At 72.9% G+C, this 18,140-nt stretch carries 14 protein-coding genes; 8 read left to right on the top strand and 6 right to left on the bottom strand.

Annotation, left to right across the window (positions count from 1 at the left end; all coding sequences use genetic code 11):
• Positions 1–13: 13 nt before the first annotated feature.
• A complete protein-coding gene (locus OG417_RS28180) occupies positions 14–832 on the bottom strand; it encodes an undecaprenyl-diphosphate phosphatase (protein WP_329234576.1) in 819 nt (272 codons plus the stop codon).
• Between the two features lie 106 nt (positions 833–938).
• On the opposite strand from OG417_RS28180, the gene OG417_RS28175 reads away from it, so the two are divergent.
• The 3 genes from OG417_RS28175 (at position 939) to OG417_RS28165 (ending at position 4,621) form a co-directional block, all read left to right on the top strand.
• The gene (locus OG417_RS28175) at positions 939–1,883 is read left to right on the top strand and encodes an aldo/keto reductase (protein ID WP_329234575.1); all 945 of its coding nucleotides are present in this window, start codon (positions 939–941) and stop codon (positions 1,881–1,883) included.
• 84 nt (positions 1,884–1,967) lie between these two features.
• Positions 1,968–3,584 carry an ATP-dependent RecD-like DNA helicase gene (locus OG417_RS28170; protein WP_329234571.1) on the top strand — a complete coding sequence of 539 codons (1,617 nt, stop codon included), beginning with the start codon at positions 1,968–1,970 and terminating at the stop codon, positions 3,582–3,584.
• A 164-nt stretch (positions 3,585–3,748) separates the two neighbouring features.
• On the top strand, positions 3,749–4,621 hold the full coding sequence (locus OG417_RS28165) for a hypothetical protein (RefSeq protein WP_329234568.1): 873 nt from the start codon (positions 3,749–3,751) through the stop codon (positions 4,619–4,621).
• A gap of 199 nt (positions 4,622–4,820) precedes the next feature.
• On the opposite strand, the gene fabI is transcribed toward OG417_RS28165, so the two are convergent.
• Both fabI and fabG read right to left on the bottom strand, forming a co-directional pair.
• Positions 4,821–5,582, bottom strand: a complete 762-nt coding sequence (gene fabI / locus OG417_RS28160) for an enoyl-ACP reductase FabI (protein ID WP_329234565.1) — start codon at positions 5,580–5,582, stop codon at positions 4,821–4,823.
• Positions 5,583–6,287, bottom strand: coding sequence for a 3-oxoacyl-ACP reductase FabG (fabG, locus tag OG417_RS28155; protein WP_329234562.1), 705 nt, complete (start codon positions 6,285–6,287; stop codon positions 5,583–5,585). It abuts the gene before it with no gap.
• 116 nt (positions 6,288–6,403) lie between these two features.
• Here fabG and OG417_RS28150 point away from each other — a divergent pair, with 116 nt between their 5' ends.
• A complete protein-coding gene (locus tag OG417_RS28150) occupies positions 6,404–7,903 on the top strand; it encodes a TldD/PmbA family protein (protein WP_329234560.1) in 1,500 nt (499 codons plus the stop codon).
• Positions 7,900–9,279, top strand: coding sequence for a metallopeptidase TldD-related protein (locus tag OG417_RS28145; RefSeq protein ID WP_329234557.1), 1,380 nt, complete (start codon positions 7,900–7,902; stop codon positions 9,277–9,279). The genes OG417_RS28150 and OG417_RS28145 overlap by 4 nt, the downstream gene beginning before the upstream one ends.
• A gap of 84 nt (positions 9,280–9,363) precedes the next feature.
• Here OG417_RS28145 and OG417_RS28140 read toward each other — a convergent pair whose 3' ends face one another.
• Positions 9,364–9,576, bottom strand: coding sequence for a dodecin (locus OG417_RS28140; protein WP_329234554.1), 213 nt, complete (start codon positions 9,574–9,576; stop codon positions 9,364–9,366).
• A 151-nt stretch (positions 9,577–9,727) separates the two neighbouring features.
• On the opposite strand from OG417_RS28140, the gene OG417_RS28135 reads away from it, so the two are divergent.
• Together OG417_RS28135 and OG417_RS28130 are read left to right on the top strand one after the other, a co-directional pair.
• Positions 9,728–10,771 carry an alpha-hydroxy acid oxidase gene (locus tag OG417_RS28135; protein ID WP_329234550.1) on the top strand — a complete coding sequence of 348 codons (1,044 nt, stop codon included), beginning with the start codon at positions 9,728–9,730 and terminating at the stop codon, positions 10,769–10,771.
• A gap of 106 nt (positions 10,772–10,877) precedes the next feature.
• Positions 10,878–11,225, top strand: coding sequence for a DUF3099 domain-containing protein (locus OG417_RS28130; protein ID WP_329234548.1), 348 nt, complete (start codon positions 10,878–10,880; stop codon positions 11,223–11,225).
• 295 nt (positions 11,226–11,520) lie between these two features.
• On the opposite strand, the gene OG417_RS28125 is transcribed toward OG417_RS28130, so the two are convergent.
• On the bottom strand, positions 11,521–12,351 hold the full coding sequence (locus OG417_RS28125; protein WP_329234545.1) for an ABC transporter permease: 831 nt from the start codon (positions 12,349–12,351) through the stop codon (positions 11,521–11,523).
• Positions 12,348–13,322: an ABC transporter ATP-binding protein gene (locus OG417_RS28120; protein WP_329234542.1), complete on the bottom strand. Its 975-nt coding sequence runs from the start codon at positions 13,320–13,322 to the stop codon at positions 12,348–12,350. Before OG417_RS28120 ends, OG417_RS28125 begins: the two co-directional genes overlap by 4 nt.
• 267 nt (positions 13,323–13,589) lie before the next feature.
• Here OG417_RS28120 and OG417_RS28115 point away from each other — a divergent pair, with 267 nt between their 5' ends.
• Complete coding sequence (locus OG417_RS28115) at positions 13,590–18,077, top strand: Hsp70 family protein (protein ID WP_329234539.1); 4,488 nt, start codon at positions 13,590–13,592, stop codon at positions 18,075–18,077.
• Positions 18,078–18,140 lie beyond the last annotated feature (63 nt).

Here is an 18,140-nt window from a genome sequence, read left to right as displayed (position 1 = left end):
GCCGCCCACCCGGTCACGTGGCGGCGATGGCTCCGGCGGCGAGAAGGCCGAAGAGGATGCCGCCGAGCGCCACCCGGTAGTAGACGAACACCAGCGTCGAGTGGCGGACGAGGAACTTCAGCAGCCACGCGATCGAGGCGTACCCGACCACGAACGACACGACGGTGGCGACGGCCGTACCCGCGACGGGCAGCGAGCCGTCGCCGACCTTGCGCAGCTCGAACAGGCCGGACAGGACCACCGCCGGGATGGACAGCAGGAAGGAGTAGCGGGCCGCGGCCTCACGCGTGTAGCCGAGGAACAGTCCGCCGGTGATGGTCGAGCCGGACCGCGACGATCCGGGGATCAGCGCGAGGCACTGGAAGCCGCCGATGATGAGGCCGTCGCGCATGTTGAGGTCGCCGATCTCGCGCTTCTGCCGGGCGGCCCACTCGGCGATCAGGAGCACCAGGCCCATGACGATGAGGCTGCCCGCGTTGATCCACAGGTTGCGGGCCGGACCCTCGATGGCACTGTTGAACGCCAGGCCGACCACCGAGACGGGGATCGTGCCGAGCCCGACGTACCAGCCCATGCGGGCGTCGAGGTGGTGACGCAGGTCCGGATTGAACAGGCTGCGGAACCAGGTGACGGTGATCCGGACGATGTCGCGCCAGAAGTAGATGAGCACCGCGAGCATGGTTCCGAGCTGGATCACCGCGGTGAACGCCGCGCCCGGATCCTTCCAATCGAGCAGCCGGGGCACGATCAGGAGGTGGGCCGAACTCGAGATCGGCAGAAACTCGGTGAGTCCCTGGACGATCCCGAGCACGGTGGCTTGGACGAAGTTCACGGGTGGTGGCTCTTCCTCGTACCGATGAGTCGATGTCGCAGGCAGCCTAGCGAGCGGTACGGGTACGTGCCGACGAACCACTCCGCGCCCGATACGCTCCCCAGGCATGGAGCAGCGTCACCTCGGCCGGAGCGGCCTGTCCGTTTCCCGCCTCGGCCTGGGCACGATGACGTGGGGCGGCGACACCGGCGCCGAAGACGCCGCCGACCAGCTCACGACCTTCGTCGAGGCGGGCGGCAGCCTCCTCGACACCGCCGACGTCTACTGCGGCGGCGACAGCGAGCGGGTCATCGGTGAGCTGGTCGGCCAGGTCGTCGACCGTGACGACCTGGTCATCGCGACCAAGGCCGTGCTGACCGCCGAGGGGACCCGTGACGCGTCGCGCCGTCACCTGCTACGCGCGCTGGACGCCTCCCTCGAGCGCCTCCGCGTGGACCACGTCGACCTGTGGCAGCTCCACGCGTACGACCCGCGCACGCCGATGGAGGAGACACTGTCCGCGCTGGACGAGGCCGTCGCCTCCGGCCGCGCCCGGTACGCCGGGGTCTCCAACTACGCCGCCTGGCAGCTCGCCGCCGCGGCGACGTGGCAGCGCGCCTGGCCGGGCCGTACGCCGATCGTCTCCACGCAGGCGGAGTACTCCCTGCTGCGGCGTGACGTGGAGGATGACCTCGTGCCGGCGTCGCTCCAGCTCGAGGTGGGCCTGCTCCCCTACTCGCCGCTGGGCCGCGGGGTGCTGACCGGCAAGTACCGCACAGGCATCCCGGCCGACTCCCGCGCGGCCAGCCCGCACTACGCCGAGTTCGTCCAGCCGTACCTGAACGACCGCTGCGCCCGGATCGTCGAGTCGGTGTCGACGGCCGCCGAGGGGCTCGGCGTGTCGCCTCTCGCCGTGGCGCTCAGCTGGGTCCGCGACCAGCCGGGCGTGGTGGCCCCGATCGTCGGGGCGCGTACGGCGAGGCAGCTCTCCGTCGTGCTGGAGGCCGAGGAGATCACGCTGCCCGGAGAGATCCGCGACGCCCTGGACGACATCTCCTCCGAGGACGACTGATCCGGCGTGGTCACCCCAGGCTTCCGGTACGGAGCGGCATGGTCGGCAGCGGCCGGGGCGCCTGACATCGTAGGGTGACCGTCGATGACTGAGACATCCTCCACTCCACCCGCGGACCTGCTCGAGCTGTTCGCGTCGGCCGAGGTTCCGGCGCGGCTCGCGCACCAGGCGGCGGCGTGCCTCGGACCGGGCGCCGCACGGGAGCTGCGGGACAACCCCTGGCGGCTGCTCGCCGTGCCCGGCGTACGACCCGAGCAGGCCGACTTCTTCGCCCGCAGGCTCCTCGGCGCCGAGGCCGCGCCGCACGACCCGCGCCGCGTCGGCGCGCTTGCCGTCCACCTGCTGCTGCGCGCGGCGGGTGACGGTCACACCGTGACGCCGGCCAAGTCGCTGCTGTCCGCCCTGGAGACCTACGATCCCGGCGACGCCGTCGAGGCGGTTCGCGCCGCCATCGGCGCCGGGGAGATCGTCGCGGTCATGGACGAGGCGTCGGAGACCGAACTGCTCGGCCTGGCCTCGCTCGCGGCGGCCGAGGAGGCGGTCGCGGAGGGCCTCGCCCGGCTGACCGCGATGGCCGACCCGCTGCCGCCCGCCGACGGCGTGCCGGCGGAGGTGTTCGAGCACGGCGTCAGCGTGCTCACCGGGCCGCCCGAGGCCGTCGAGGAGGTCGTACGGGCGCTCGCGGGCCGTCCCGGCGTCGTCGTCACCGCGGCGACCGACCGGGCCGCCGGCGACGCGAGCGGCGCGGCCGGTTCTCGTTCGGGGGTCCACCGGCTGCTGGAACCCGGCCCGGACGGGTACGCGCGCGGCGTCGAGCATCCGATCGAGGCCGACATCGTCGTCGTCGCCGAGGCGAACACCCTCGACGTCGAACGCGCGGCGGCTCTGGTCGACGCGTGCATGGACGGCACCCACCTTGTGCTCACCGCCGACCCGGCGGCGCCGTCGCCGCTCGCCGCGGGCCGCGTGCTCGGCGACGCGATCGCCTGCGGCGCCCTGCCGGTCGTGGCGCTGCCCGCCTCGCCGGGCGGGGCGATCGGGCGGGTGGCCGCCGCGGCCCGTGAGGGGGCTCTCGTGCCGGTGGACCCGGCCGACCGCGAGGTGGTCATCGTGCCGGCCGGGGAGGCGCGGGAGGCGGCCCACCGCGCCGTGCAGCTCGTCACCGACTCGATCCCCCGCGCGCTCGGCATCCCGGCCGAGGACGTCCTGGTGGTCACGCCCGCCCGCCGCGGCGAGGCGGGGGCGGACGCCCTCAACCAGGCGCTCAAGGCACGTCTCAACCCCGGCCCGGGCCCGTACGACGCCGGCGACCGTGTGGTGGCGGTCACGGACCTGCCCCAGGCGGCCGCGGGCGAGTTCGGCACCGTCGTCGCGGCGAAGCCGGACGAGGACGCCGTGGAGGTCTCCTTCCCCGGCGGTACCGCGTCGGTGCCCGGCGTGTCGCTGCGGCACGGCTGGGCGGTGACCGTCCACCGCGCGCAGGGCACCCGGTGGCCCGCCGTCGTCGCCGTCCTGCCCGGCGAGGCCGCGGGCGCGCTGACCCGGCCGCTGGTCGTCGGCGCCTTCACCCGGGCACGCCGCCACCTGTCGGTCGTGCACGCGGCCGGTCCCGAGCTGGCCCGCGCCGTACGCGAGCGCGAGGAGCCGGCGCGCCGTACGAGACTCGCCGACCTGCTCCGCGAGAACCTCGCCGACCTGTAGGGCCCGTGCCCCGCCGTCGTCCTGTTCGGCGCCCTGCCGGGTCGTCGTCGGTCGCCAGGCCGACACCAGCGCCTTGACTCACCTGTAAGTGAGCAGTAAGTAAGGCCTCACCTGGGATCCTGATGAGACATGACGTTCACCAGATCCCGTCGAAGGGGAGCGATATGGCGCTGAGACGAGACCGGCGGCGCATCGTGGTGGCGTCGGCGACGTTGTCGGCCGGCGCGCTCGTCTTCTTCGCCGCGGAGGCCTCGCCGGCGTCCGCGGCGACCGGGACGGCCACCGCGAGCGTGGGCGCGTGCAGGCTCGGCAAACGGCTGTGCGGCCTGCTCGGCGCGGGCAAGGGCATAGCGGCGAAGCCGCCCAAGTCGTCCGCGGGACCGTCGAGCAGGCACTCCCCCGAACCGGCCGCCGAGCACAAGCACAAGCACAAGCACAAGCCGAAGTCCGCGAACAGGCCCGCGCCGCGCTCGCATCACCACGGCACGGTGAGCCACCTGATGAACCTGCCCACACCGCCCGCCAACGCGAGCCCGGCCGCGCCCACGCCGCCCGCCGAGCCGAACCCGGACGTGTCCAGACCGCCCACCGACACAAGCCCGGACATACCCGCGCCGCCCGCCGACCCGGTCCCGGACCAACCCACACCGCCCGCCGACACGAACCCGGGCGTGTCCGCACCGACCGCCGGCCCGATCCCGCACGTACCCCCACCGCCCGCCAATGTGCGTCCGGGCGTGTCCGCGCCAAAATCTTCGGCGGCGGCCGCGCTGCCCGACGTACCCGACCGGGATCCGGCCGTGGCGCCAGGGTCGACGGCGAATCCGCAGGCCGAGCGCCTGGCCGCGGAACCGGCCCTGCTGGTCGCGGAGTCGGCGCCGGACGGTGAGCCGTTGCCGCCCTTGCTGGTGGCGACGGCGTCCGGCCTCATCGGTGCGCTGGCCGCACTGAACCTCAGCCTGCTGTTCCGCCGCGCGGTGGCGGAGGAAGGCTGCCGGCGCCGGCGGGCGGGCGGCCCGGCGACACGCCGCGGCTGACGCGACCCGAACGGATGCGGAACCGGCCCGGCACGCCGGCGCCCAGCAGACGACCGCCCGGACCCCGCCCCGCAGCGCGGCGGGCGGGAGTCCGGGCGCTCGCCCGGCCGGCGGCGTGGAAGCCGCCGGCGTGCGGCATCTGTCCGGCCATCCCGGACGACCACTCCGACGGCGGCGCGCCAGAGGTCCGGGCGGTCACTCAGCCGACGGCGTGGACTCCGCCGTCGACGTGCACGATCTCTCCGGTCGTCGCCGGGAACCAGTCCGACAGCAGCGCCACGCACGCCTTGGCGGTGGGCTCGGGGTCGGCGACGTCCCAGCCGAGCGGCGCGCGCTCCGGCCAGACGTCGGTGAACTCCTCGAAGCCCGGGATGCTCTTGGCCGCCATCGTCTTGAGCGGGCCCGCCGCCACGAGGTTGACCCGTACGTTGTCCGGGCCCAGGTACTTGGCGAGGTAGCGCGAGGTCGACTCCAGGCCGGCCTTCGCCACGCCCATCCAGTCGTAGACCGGCCAGGCCTGACCGGCGTCGAAGTCGAGGCCGACCACCGAGCCGCCGGTCTTCATCAGCGGCAGGCAGGCGGCGGTGAGCGACTTGAGGGAGTACGCCGAGATCTGCACCGCGGTGGCCACGTCGCCCCACGCGGTGTTCATGAAGTTGCCGCCCATCGCGGTCTGCGGCGCGAAGGCGATCGAGTGCGCGACGCCGTCGAGGCCGTCGACGTGCGCGCTCACCTGGCCGGCCAGGCCGGCGAGGTGCTCGTCGTTGGTGACGTCGAGCTCGATCACCGGCGCGGGCTCGGGGAGGCGCTTGGCGATGCGCTCGACGAGAGACATGCGGCCGAAGCCGGTCAGCACGACCGTCGCGCCCTCCTGCTGTGCCAGGCGCGCGATGTGGAAGCCGATGGAGGCGTCGGTCAGGACGCCCGTGACGAGGATGCGCTTACCGTCGAGAATGCCCATTCAGTGCCCCATTCCAAGGCCGCCGTCGACCGGGATGACCGCCCCGGTGATGTAGGCGGCGTCGTCGCCGGCCAGGAACCGTACCGCCTTGGCGATCTCCGACGGCTCGGCGATCCGGCCCAGCGGAATCTGCTTCTTGATCTCGGCCTGCCGGTCCTCGCCCAGGGCCGCCGTCATGTCGGTGGCGACGAATCCGGGTGCGACGACGTTGACGGTGATGCCGCGCGAGCCCAGTTCGCGGGCGAGGGACCGGGCGAAGCCGATCAGCCCGGCCTTGGAGGCGGCGTAGTTCGTCTGGCCTCCGGAGCCGAGCAGCCCGACCACCGACGAGACCAGGATGATGCGGCCCCTGCGCTTGCGCATCATTCCGCGCACCGCGCGCTTGGCGACGCGGTACGCCCCGGTCAGGTTGGTGTCGAGCACGGAGGAGAACTCCTCCTCGCTCATCAGCGCGAGCAGGTTGTCGCGGGTGATGCCGGCGTTGGCCACCAGCACCTCGACGGGTCCCTGCTCCGCCTCGACCTTGCCGAACGCCGCGTCGACGTCCTCGGCGCTGGTGATGTCGCAGCGCACGCCGAACAGGTCTTCGGGCGGCTCGCCGGAACGGTAGGTCACGGCGACGGCGTCTCCCGAGCCCTTGAGCTCGTGAGCGATGGCCAGCCCGATTCCCCGGTTGCCACCGGTGACGAGGACTGAGCGAGTCATTCGGAAAACCTCCAGTCGGGATCCTGGCGAGCCTATTCCGCTACCCACGGGTAGCACGAGCACGGCACCGCCAAGGGTGACCTGCCCCTCTTTGTAGGACGCGATAGGTTGCAGCAGTGCGACAGATCGATCAGGAGTTCACCGCCCTACCGTTGCGCGCGCTCGCCGACGCCGCGCTCTCGCGTGCCCGCGATCTCGGCGCCGAGCACGCCGACTTCCGTCTCGAACGCATCCGGCGCCAGACGTTGCGCCTGTCCGACGCCCGCCTGGAGACCGCGGCCGACGCCGACGACCTCGGTTTCGCCGTGCGCGTCGTCAAGGACGGCACCTGGGGCTTCGCCGCGGGCATCGACCTGACACCGGACGCGGCGGTCCGCGTGGCCGAGCAGGCGGTGGAGGTCGCCAAGGTCGCCGCGGCCATCAACCGCGAGCGCATCGAGCTCGCCCCCGAGCCGGTGCACGGCGAGCGGGTCTGGGTCTCCTCCTACGAGGTCGACCCGTTCACCGTGCCGATCGCCGACAAGGTGGCGCTGCTGACCGACTGGAGCCGCCGGCTGCTCGACGACGACCGGGTCGCCCACTCCGACGCCTCACTGCTCCAGGTGAAGGAGAACAAGTTCTACGCCGACGCCGCGGGCACGGTGACCACCCAGCAGCGCGTGCGCCTCGCGCCCGTGGTGACCGCCGTCGGCCTCCACGAGAGCGGCTTCGACACGATGCGCAGCCTGGCCCCGCCCGCCGGGCGCGGCTACGAATACCTCACCGGTACGGCCTGGGACTGGGACGACGAGCTGGCCCGCATCCCGGAGTACCTCGCCGAGAAGCTGGCCGCGCCGTCGGTCGAGGCGGGCGTGTACGACCTCGTCATCGACCCGTCCAACCTGTGGCTGACCATCCACGAGTCGATCGGGCACGCCACCGAGCTGGACCGCGCGCTGGGCTACGAGGCGGCGTACGCGGGCACCTCGTTCGCGACGCCGGACAAGCTCGGCAGCCTGCAGTACGGCTCCAAGGTGATGAACATCGTGGGCGACCGTACGGCCGAGCACGGCCTGTCGACCATCGGCTACGACGACGAGGGCGTCGAGACGCAGAGCTGGGACATCGTCCGCGACGGGCGGTTCGTCGGCTACCAGACCGACCGGCGCATCGCGCACCTGACCGGGCGGGAGCGCTCGAACGGCTGCGCGTTCGCCGACTCCCCCTCCAGCATGCCGCTGCAGCGCATGGCGAACGTCTCGCTGCGGCCGGCGCCGGACGGGCCCTCCACCGAGGAGCTGATCTCCGGGGTCGACCGCGGCATCTATATCGTCGGCGACAAGAGCTGGTCGATCGACATGCAGCGCTACAACTTCCAGTTCACCGGCCAGCGGTTCTACCGGATCGAGAACGGCCGGCTGGCGGGCCAGCTCCGCGACGCGGCGTACCAGGCGGTGACCACCGACTTCTGGAACTCCATGGAGGCCGTGGGCGGTCCGCAGACCTACGTCCTCGGCGGGGCGTTCAACTGCGGCAAGGGCCAGCCGGGCCAGGTCGCGCCGGTGAGCCACGGCGCGCCGTCCGCCCTGTTCCGCGGCGTCAACATCCTCAACGCGGTCAAGGAGGCCGGCCAGTGAGCACTCCTCAGGAGACCGTCGAGCGGGCGCTGGGGTTCTCCCGCACCGACGGCTGCATCGTGATCGCCGACGAGTCCAGCGGCGCCAACCTGCGCTGGGCCGGCAACACGCTCACCACGAACGGCGTCACCCGGTCCCGCCGGCTCACGGTCATCGCGATCGCGGGCGAGTCGACCGGCATGGTCTCGCGGGCCGGCGTCACGCCGGACCAGGTCGAGGACCTCGTACGCGCGGCGGAGCGCTCGGCCGAGGAGAGCGGCCCGGCGGAGGACGCCGCTCCGTTGATCGACGCCGCGCGGGCGGGCTCGGGCGGCGCGTGGGACGACCCGCCGGCCGAGACCTCGGTCGGGGTGTTCGAGGGGTTCGCGCCGGCGCTCGGCGAGGCGTTCGCCGCGGCCCAGGACGACGAGCGGCTGCTGTACGGCTTCGCCACGCACGAGATGAGCTCCACCTTCCTGGGCACGTCCGCGGGGCTGCGGCTGCGCTTCGACGAGCCGACGGGCAAGGTCGAGCTGAACGCCAAGACCTCGGACATGGCGCGGTCGGCGTGGGCGGGCACGGGCACCGCGGACTTCCGCGACGTGGACGTGGCGGGCATGGCCGCCGGCCTGAGCGCGCGGCTGAAGTGGGGCGAGCGCCGGGTCGAGCTGCCGGCGGGGCGCTACGAGACGCTGCTGCCTCCGGGGCCGGTCTCGGACCTGATGACGTACATGTACTGGTCGGCGGGCGCCCGCGACGCGCAGGACGGCCGTACCGTCTTCAGCCGCCCCGGCGGCGGGACACGGGTCGGCGACACGCTGTCGGACCTGCCGGTGCGCCTCTACAGCGACCCGTCGGCGCCGGGTCTGGAGTGCACGCCGTTCGTGGTCGCGCACGCCTCCGGCCGCGAGTCCTCGGTCTTCGACAACGGCCTGGCGCTGAACCCGGTCGACTGGATCTCCGAGGGAAGGCTGGCCGCGCTGCTGCAGACACGTCAGTCCGCCGAGCTGACCGGCCTGCCTCTCACGCCCGGCGTCGACAACCTCCTCATGGAGGTCCCCGGCTCCACGGCGTCGCTGGACGACATGGTCGCGAGCACCCGCCGCGGGCTGCTGCTCACCTGCCTGTGGTACATCCGGGAGGTCGACCCGCAGTCGCTGCTGCTGACCGGCCTCACGCGCGACGGCGTCTACCTCGTGGAGGACGGCGAGGTCGTCGGCGAGGTGAACAACTTCCGCTTCAACGAGAGCCCGGTCGGCCTGCTGTCCCGGGTCGCCGAGGCGGGCCGTACCGAACGCGCCCTGAGCCGCGAGTGGTCGGACTACTTCACCCGCACGGCGATGCCGCCCCTGCGCGTGGCCGACTTCAACATGTCGACGGTGAGCAAGGCGAACTGAGCCTCACCCGCACGCCGCGCCCCGATAGCGGATCGCCGGGGCGCGGCGTCTCCGGGTGTGCCCTGTCTTCCGCCCGCGTACGGGTCAGGCGTCCTCGAGCCGGAAGCCGACCTTGAGTCCCACCTGGTAGTGCGCGACCTCGCCGTCGACGATCTGGCCTCGTACCTCCGTCACCTCGAACCAGTCCAGGTGACGCAGCGTCTGGCCGGCACGCCGGATGGCGTTGCGGACGGCCGCGTCCACGCTCTCCGGCGAGGTCCCGACGATCTCGGTCACCCGATAGGTGCGCTCGGTCATGATTCCTCCTCCGCCGGGGGGAGTGACCACAGGGGCGTGTCCTCGATCCCCTCGGTCATGGCGCCTCCCGTGCCGTGATAATGATCGCGTGATCGTGCTTCTTCCCGCGTGTCCTCGTGGCCATGCGGCGTCCCGTGGGCGCCGGTGACCGGTGTCCGTCCCTCACTCCGGCTACCGCGACCTCCAGGACCGCGCGCGGCGGGCGCTGGATCCGGCCGTGTTCGACTTCTTCGCGGGCGGCTCGGGCGATGAGAGCACCCTCGCGGCCAACACGGCCGCCTGGCGGCGCGTCGCGCTGCGCCCGCACGTGCTGCGCGACGTCTCCTCCGTCGACACCCGCGTGCGGGTGCTCGGCCGCGAGCTGCCCGCTCCGGTGTGCGTGGCGCCGATGGGGTACCAGGTCCTCGCCCATCCCGGCGGGGAGGTCGCCACGGCGCGTGGGGCCCGGCGGGCCGGCGCGCTGCTGACGGTGTCCTCGCGCAGTTCGCGGCGGATCGAGGAGGTGGCGGCCGAGGCGGGCCCGTGGTGGTTCCAGGTGTACGTCCTGCGCGACCGCGGCCTCACCGCCGATCTCGTACGGCGCGCCGCCGCGGGCGCGTCCGCGCTGGCGCTGACGGGCGACACGCCGTACCTGGGCCGCCGGCGGCGCGACCGCGATCCGGCCCTGATCCCCGATGAGATCTTCGGGGTGAACCTCGGTGACGGCTTCGACCGGGCCCTGGCCGAGCAGGCCGCCGACGTCACCTACGACGACATCGCGTGGCTGGCCGAGATCTCCGGGCTGCCCGTGGTGGTGAAGGGTGTGCTGCGCGGCGACGACGCGCGTGACTGCGCCGCCGCCGGAGCGGCCGGGGTGTGGGTGTCCAACCACGGCGGGCGGCAGCTGGACGGGGCGGTGGCGACCGCCGTGGCGCTGCCGGAGGTGGCCGACGCGGTGGGCGACCGCGTCGAGGTCTATGCCGACGGAGGGATCCGTACGGGGACCGACGTACTGCGCGCGCTGGCGCTCGGCGCACGGGCGGTGTTCGTCGGACGGCCGGTGCTGTGGCACCTCGCGACCGGCGGTGAGGACGCGGTGGCGGACGGCCTGACGAGTCTCTCGGAGGAACTGGCACACGCGATGGGCCTGGCCGGCGTGACGACCACCGCCGCCATCGGCCGCGGCCTGTGCGCCTCCCCCACCGCGGGCACCTGACCCGGGCGCCCGTCTCCCCGCCTGTCACATGGCCCCCGGCAGGCCGGGGGCGATGCGGGCCGGGGCCGCTGCCATTCCGGCGCAGGGGGCGAATAACGTGGGAGGTGTGAAGGGCATCTTCCGGCGGCGTGGGCACGACGCCGTCTACACGGTCACTGACGCCCGGCGGCCGATGTCGGAGGACATCGGATACCGCGAGCGCCGCTACCTGCTCACGATGGGCATCCGTGCCCTCTGCTTCGTCCTGAGCATCGTGTTCGCCGTGACCCTGCACGGCGCGGGACGCTGGCTGGCGGTGGTCGCGCTGGTCGGCGCGGTGGTCCTCCCGTACGTCGCGGTGATCTTCGCCAACGGCGGCCGCGAGCCGGACAGCGCTGCCCGATTTGCCCCATATGAACCGGAGTCCAAGGACCAAAAGCGGATTTCCGGTCCTCGGGATCAAATCGGCTCGTGACAATGTCTTGACTAACTCAGGGGGGGTTCGGTGTACGATTTGTACCGGCGCTCTGGTCCCCCGTCGGGGCGCCCGTGCCGGTGTTCCGGGCCCCCGTCGGAACACCGATGATTGCGACGCCGGGAGGATTGCCCCCGTATCCTCCCGGCGTTGCCATTTCTTGAATCACTCAAGAAAACCTCTCACGACATGCGAGAACATCGCGGGCCCGGCCGGTCGGCCGGGCCCGCGATGGCGTCTTGTGCCGGTCGAGGACCGCCCCGGCACCCCATGCGCGGGGTTCCGGGGCGGTCCGTCAGGCGTCGCGGCTCCGCAGCTGCACCGCCGCGATCACCAGCAGCGCCACGGTCCAGATCGCGAAGACCCCGTAGCCCTGCCAGGGCGTGAGAAGGTCGTGGTCGGCCTGGTGCGCCTTCGCGATGAGCTGACCCGCCTCGGAGGGCAGGTAGGCGTGGACGTGCTTGCCAAGGCTTCCCGGCAGTAGCGCGGCCAGCGGGGCGAGCACGAGGACGAACCCGATGACGCCGGTGATGCCGGCCGCCGTGTGGCGGATGATGGCGCCCAGCGCGAGCGCGAACAGGCCGAGCATGGCCAGGTAGAGCCCACCGCCGATCACGGCGCGCAGCACGCCCGGGTCGCCGAGCGAGACCGGTGCCTTGCTGTGCAGGATCGGCTGGCCGATGAAGAACGACCCGAACGAGACCGCCGTGCCCAGCACGAAGATCAACACGGTGAACACGACGGCCTTGGCCGCGAGCATCGGCACCCTGCGCGGCACCGCGAGGAGGCTCGCCCGGATCATCCCGGTGGAGTACTCCGAGCCGATCACCATGACTCCCAGGACGCAGACAGTCAGCTGGCTGAGAAAGAATCCGCTGCCGAGGATCGTGCTCGTGGGATCGGCCTTGATCGCCAGCTGCGCGGAGGCGTCGGTCTTGCTCCACTGTGCCGCAGTCAGGCCGCAGAGCAGGGCGGTGAAGCCCAGATCGAGGAGCACGAGCAGCACGAGCGACCACACGGTCGACCGCACCGAACGGATCTTGGTCCACTCCGAGAGCAGCAGACGGCCGAAACCCGGCTTACGGATCTCGGGGTTGGTCCCCACGGCGTGGGCGGCGGTCGTCATCGCGTCTCTCCCTGCGGCTCCGGCATGGCCTGCGGCTCGGGTACGGGCTGCGGGACCGGCGGCGCGGCCGTCGCGCCTCCGTACTCCACGCTCTCCCGCGTGAGCTCCATGAACGCCTCCTCGAGCGACCCGCGCCTGGGCGTGAGCTCGTGCAGCACGAAACCGCCGGCCGCGGCGAGCTCGCCGACACGAGCGGCCTGCATGTGGGTGACGGACAGCAGGCCGTCCTCGCCACGGGTCGTCTTGCCGCCCTCGCGCTCGACCGCCGCCGCGATGCCCTCGATGTCGGGAGCGCGGACGACGACGACCTCCTCGGTGCTGCGCTCGATGAACTCCTCGGTGGAGCAGTCGGCGATGAGCCGGCCCCGGCCGATGACGATGAGGTGGTCGGCGGTGACCGCCATCTCGTTCATCAGGTGGCTCGACACGAAGACGGTGCGGCCCTCGGCGGCGAGCCGCTTCATCAGCGTACGGATCCAGACGATGCCCTCCGGGTCGAGGCCGTTGACCGGCTCGTCCAGGATGAGCACGGACGGGTCGGCCAGCAGCGCCGCGGCGATGCCCAGCCGCTGCCCCATGCCCAGCGAGAACCCGCCCGCGCGCCGGTGCGCCACGTCGGTCAGGCCCACCAGGTGGATGACCTCGTCGATCCGCTTCTTGCCGACGCCCTGCGTCTGCGCCAGGGCGAGCAGGTGGTTGTACGCGCTGCGGCCCGTGTGGACGGCGCGGGCCTCCAGCAGAGCCCCGACCGTCTGCAGCGGGCGGGGCAGGTCACGGTAGTGCTTACCGTTGATCGTCGCGTCGCCCCCGTGAGGACGGTCCAACCCGAGGATGAGACGCATGGTGGTCGACTTGCCGGCGCCGTTCGGGCCGAGGAAGCCGGTCACCCGGCCGGGTTCGACTCTGAAGGACAGGTCATTGACGGCGATCTTGTCGCCGTAACGCTTGGTGAGGTTCTTTGCCTCGATCATTTCCCAGATCCCGCGTTGGTTGATGGCAGTGCGTGTTGATGGCGGTACGTAAGGCTGATCACGGTAATCGCCGTGGCACCCCGGACGGATCCATCCTTCGGTTGATATGAGCCGCCACCCGGCTATGTTTCGTCCTCCACCCGACGGTGGGGAGACGTCGAAAGTCGGGTGCGGACGAGCCGGATGACCGCACCACGGCGCATGATCGGCCGCCGGGTGGATTCGCTTGTCGCCATAATGGCGTCCAGCAGGAGGAAGGACCCGAGGATGCCGATTTCAGGCGAGTCCCTCGCCGGGGCGCCGCGCCGTCTCCGCCGCGCGGTCGAACGCGTCGAAAAGGAGTTCCGCGGAGCGGTGACCGCCAAGGGCGCGCGGGCGTACGCACGCGCCGTGGGACTGGCGCTCGACACCGATCCGGCTCTCGCGGTCGCCCTGTTCACGTCCTACGACGCTCGCGTTCCCGGCGACCTGTACGTCACGGCGTTCGAGCCGGAGGACCGCCAGGCGCTCCGCGAACTGGCGCGGCGCGAGGACCGCGACACCCTGAGCACCGTGTTCGAGCTGGCGACGCGACTGCGGATCGATGACCTGCGGGCCGAGGCGCTCGACCGGCTGGCCGGCGTGCTCGGTCGCGAGGGCGACGCCGACCGGCTGGTCGCGCACCTGCAGCGCTGGCAGGATCTGGGCCTGCTGGAGGCCGCGACGCTCGGGCGGGCGTTGCGCGGGCACCTGACCCGCGTCCCGCTGGACCGCGACGCGCCGCTGTGGTCGGCCTATCTGGCTCAGGTGCCGGAAGGCCTGCTGCCGGAGTCGTTCGAGGTGCACTGCTTCCTCGGGCACGGCGCGGAGGCCGTACGCCTCGCCGACACGAGCGCCCGGCGGGCGAAGGCACTGGAGTGCTGTTTGGCGTCGAAACGTCCCGCCGACATCGAGGCCGGGCGTGAGCTGGCGCTGTCGCTCGGCGACGAGGCGGCGGCCCGGACGCTTTCCGTGCACCTGGCGGACCTGCTGTTCGCGGCCGGCCGGTACGCCGACGCGCTGCCGGTGTTCCAGGACGCCGGCCGGGCGGACCGGGCGAGCGCGTGCCTCGAACGGCTCGGCAGGACCGCCGAGGCCCTGGCCACCTGTCCCGCGGATCGCCCGGACGACCTGGCGCGGCTGGCCGGGGCGTGCCGCCGTGAGCTCGACGAGCGGGTGGACGAGCACGAGTTCCTCGCCGCGGCGCGCCAGGTCCAGGAGCTCATCGGCCATCTGGACCGGGCCGCGGAGGTCACGGAGGCGGTGGCCGACCGCCGCGAGGAGCTGGCCGGGCTGCGGACCGCGATCCTGGCCGCCGGGCGCCGGCACTTCCGCGCGGCGGTGCGGGCGGACGGCGACGACTCCGCCGTGCTGACGGAGTGGAGCCGCTTCGAGGAGCACGCCGGTGAGGACGGCGAGGCCGCGCGCCTTGCCGAGGAGACCGGCGACCTCTACCGGGCCTACCGGCTCTACCGGCGGGCGCAGCGCTTCGGTGAGGCGGACCGGGTGCTGCGCGACGAGGACACCCCCGAGAGCCGCGCCGCCCGCGCGGAGGCGCGTGAGGCGGGCGGCGACCTGGTCGGGGCGGCCCGGCTGCACCGGGAGGACGGGCGGCCGGACGCCGCCACGGCGCTGTTCATGCGCGCCGGTGACTTCGCGGCGGCCGCCGCCTGCCTGTCGGAGTGGCTGGGCGAGGACGCGATCGAGGACCCCCGGCTGGCCGAGTGCCTCCGCCGTACCGGGGACCTGGAGGAACTGGCCCGTCGCTGCCTCCGGGCGGTCGGCCGCGCCGGGCCCGGCGGGCGGATCGCCGCCGAACTGCGTGAGGTCCGCGACGCGGGCGTGCTGTCCCCGGGCCTGCACGCCGAGGTCTCCGCCGCACTGGACGCCCTCGACCTGCGCGGACGCCGCCCGTTCGAGGAACGGGCGGCGGGGTGGGTGGACCGGGCCCGTGCCGACATCGACCGCCGCTTCGCCCGGATCTGGGGACTGGACCTGGGCACCACGACCAGCGCGGCCGCCATCTACGACACCGAGCTCGGCCGCCCGGTGCTGTGCCCGTGGAAGGGCCACGAACAGTTCCCGTCGACCCTGAGCCTGGACGAGGACGGCAACGAACTGATCGGGCTGGCGGGCGAGGAGATCTTCGCGGGCCGTCTGCTCGGCCACATCGGCTCCGCCAAGCGCAAGATGGGCGGCAAGGCGGTCTTCCGCATCCGCGACCGCACGTACCGGCCGGAGGAGGTGGCGGCGCGCCTGATCCACCACGCCCGCGGCATGGTGGAGGACCTGCTCGCCGAACGCGTGCGCGAACGCGTCGCCGACCTGGCAAGGGCCGAGCTGGGCGAGGTGCGCGACGCCTGGCTGGACTGGCTGCGGGAAAACCACGACCTTCGGCTGGCCCGCCCACGCGCGATCCTGACGATCCCCGCGTACTTCCGTAACAACCAGAAGCACGCCACGCGGCACGCGTGCGAGATCGCGGGCGTGGAGCCGGTACGGCTCATCCACGAGCCGACCGCCGCCTGCATGATGGCGGCCCGCGAACGCCGTCTCGACGGCACCGTGGCCGTGGTCGATCTCGGCGCCGGCACCCTGGACGTGAGCCTCCTGGAGGTCGCCGACGGTGTCCACGGGGTGCGCCGGACCATGGGCGACAACGCCTACGGCGGCAACGACTTCGACGGCGTCATCAGCCGCGACCTGGCGGAGAAGCTGAAGGGGCAGGGCGTCACGGTGCCGGCGTCCGGCCTCGCGCGCCGGCGGCTGGAGGTCGCCGCCGAGTACCTCAAGATCGCCCTGTCGGGTCAGGAGCAGGCGCACTACTCGCTCATGCACTTCGTGGACGGCCGCGACGTGACCGTGGAGCTGAGCCGGGAGGAGCTGACCCGGCTGCTGGAACGGCCGCTGGAGACCCTGCGCGACCTGTGCGCGACGTTCGCGGCGGAGAGCAACGGAGCCCCGGACCACCTGGTGCTGGTCGGCGGGCCCATGCTGTCGCCGCCGGTACGCGCGCTGGTCGAGCAGGTGTTCGGCCGGCAGAGGACGGTGATCCAGGATCCGCGTTCGGCCGTGGCCTGCGGCGCGGCGCTCCAGGCCGCGGTGCTCGACGGGAAGCTCGGCGACCTGCTGCTCCTCGACGTGACCCCGCTGCCGATGGGCATCAAGGCCAGGGGCGACGACGACCGCCCGGAGTTCTCCGAAGTGATCGCGGCCAACACGACCATCCCCACCCGGGCGGCACAGACCTACACGACGACGCGGGACAACCAGACCGAGGTCGAGGTCGAGATCTTCAACGGGAGCCTGTCCGCCGAGGCGAAGGTGGGCGAGTTCCGTCTCGTCGGGATCCCGCCGACGCCGAAGGGCACCCCGGAGATCGAAGTGACGTTCGCCATCGACGAGAGCTGCGTGCTGGAGGTCACGGCGCGGGACACGAACACGGGCAACTCGAACTCGATCCGGATCTCCGACACGACGCTGCTGTCGCCCAGGGAGCTCGACGCGATGACCCGGCGGCGCGAGCGGCAGATCGAGGCCGAACAGGTCCGCCGGGCGCTGTCCGAGCTCGCCGACGAGGCCGAGCTCGCCGACCCCGACGCGCTGTGGCGGGAGTTCCAGAGCCGGCTCGCCGCGTACCGGCCGCAGTCCGCGCCCCTGGACGAGGCGACCCAGCGGGTGATGCTGGAGATCTTCAACGACTCCAACGACGCCGGCACCGAGCTGATGCTGGCCGGCGGCCCGCTGCGCGACCTGGCCGCGGCGGCACGCGACCATCTGCGGCGGCCGGCCGCGGACGGCGACCTGGACGAGGCACGGCACCTGGAGCGCCGGCTGCGCGAGGGACTCGACCGGCTGGCCGAGCACGTCGCGCGGGTGACGCGCTGGAACGCCGTCCTGAAGAAGGTGGCCGGCACCGAGACCGATCCGCTGCACCGCTTCCGGAACCTGCACGACACCGGCGCCTACGCACGTGCCCTCGCGGCGCTGGAGGAGCTGCCCCACCCGCCGGAGGACCCCGAGGACGTCGAGCGGAGGCTGCGCTGCCTGGCGGAGGTGGGCGACGCCGGCGGCTACCGCGCGGCGCTGCTCGCGGCGGCCGGGCGGCTGGGATGCGCCGTGCTGGACGGCGACGGGACCGACGCGTTCCTCGCCCGTGCCGGACGGGCGTTCGTGCGCGTCACGGTGACGCGAGCCGGCGGCGCCGGCACCGTCACGGGCAGCGGATTCCTGCTCGGTGACCGGCTGGTGGTCACGAACCGGCACTGGCTCGACGACCCGGCGGCCGAGCACGGTCTCGCCGAGCCGGCGCGGGTCCGGGTCGGCACGGAGGCCGGCCCGAGCACGGTCCGGCGCATCGGGCTGCCCGGCTCGCCCCACCTGGACGTGGCGGTACTGCACCTGGACGAGCCGGTCGCCCCGAGCCCGCTCCGGCTCGGGCACGGCGAGCTCGTACGCATCGGCGACCGCGTCTGGGCTCCCGGACCGGCCGGCGACGGTCCGCCCGCCCTGCTCGACGGCGTCGTCGACGGGTTCGAGTCCTTCCCCGAGCAAGGGTTGCGGCTCTTCCGGACCGGGCTGCGGATCGGCCCCGCCGGCAGCGGCGGGCCGCTGCTGAACGCGCTCGGCGAGGTCGTGGGCGTGCTGACGGTCGGGCGGGAGAGCGGCGCGGCGACCTTCGCCCTGACCGTCGACGGTCTGCGGCCGTTGCTCGACACCGGTGAGCCCGCCCGGTGACATGACGGGAGCACCCGCCCGGCGCCCTGGCCGGCGGCCGACACCGATGAGCCCGTCCGGTGA

The organism is Actinoallomurus sp. NBC_01490 (assembly GCF_036227085.1).
GTDB lineage: Bacteria > Actinomycetota > Actinomycetes > Streptosporangiales > Streptosporangiaceae > Actinoallomurus > Actinoallomurus oryzae.
This window is presented reverse-complemented; position numbering and strand designations above follow the sequence as displayed.

Bases quoted from the DNA above. Each gene is read 5' to 3' on its own strand.
- OG417_RS28175 (WP_329234575.1), top strand. From the start codon at position 939: ATGGAGCAGCGTCACCTCGGCCGGAGCGGCCTGTCCGTTTCCCGCCTC.
- OG417_RS28170 (WP_329234571.1), top strand. From the start codon at position 1,968: ATGACTGAGACATCCTCCACTCCACCCGCGGACCTGCTCGAGCTGTTC.
- OG417_RS28165 (WP_329234568.1), top strand. From the start codon at position 3,749: ATGGCGCTGAGACGAGACCGGCGGCGCATCGTGGTGGCGTCGGCGACG.
- fabI (WP_329234565.1), bottom strand. From the start codon at position 5,582: ATGGGCATTCTCGACGGTAAGCGCATCCTCGTCACGGGCGTCCTGACC.
- fabG (WP_329234562.1), bottom strand. From the start codon at position 6,287: ATGACTCGCTCAGTCCTCGTCACCGGTGGCAACCGGGGAATCGGGCTG.
- OG417_RS28140 (WP_329234554.1), bottom strand. From the start codon at position 9,576: ATGACCGAGCGCACCTATCGGGTGACCGAGATCGTCGGGACCTCGCCG.
- OG417_RS28125 (WP_329234545.1), bottom strand. From the start codon at position 12,351: ATGACGACCGCCGCCCACGCCGTGGGGACCAACCCCGAGATCCGTAAG.
- OG417_RS28120 (WP_329234542.1), bottom strand. From the start codon at position 13,322: ATGATCGAGGCAAAGAACCTCACCAAGCGTTACGGCGACAAGATCGCC.
- OG417_RS28115 (WP_329234539.1), top strand. From the start codon at position 13,590: ATGCCGATTTCAGGCGAGTCCCTCGCCGGGGCGCCGCGCCGTCTCCGC.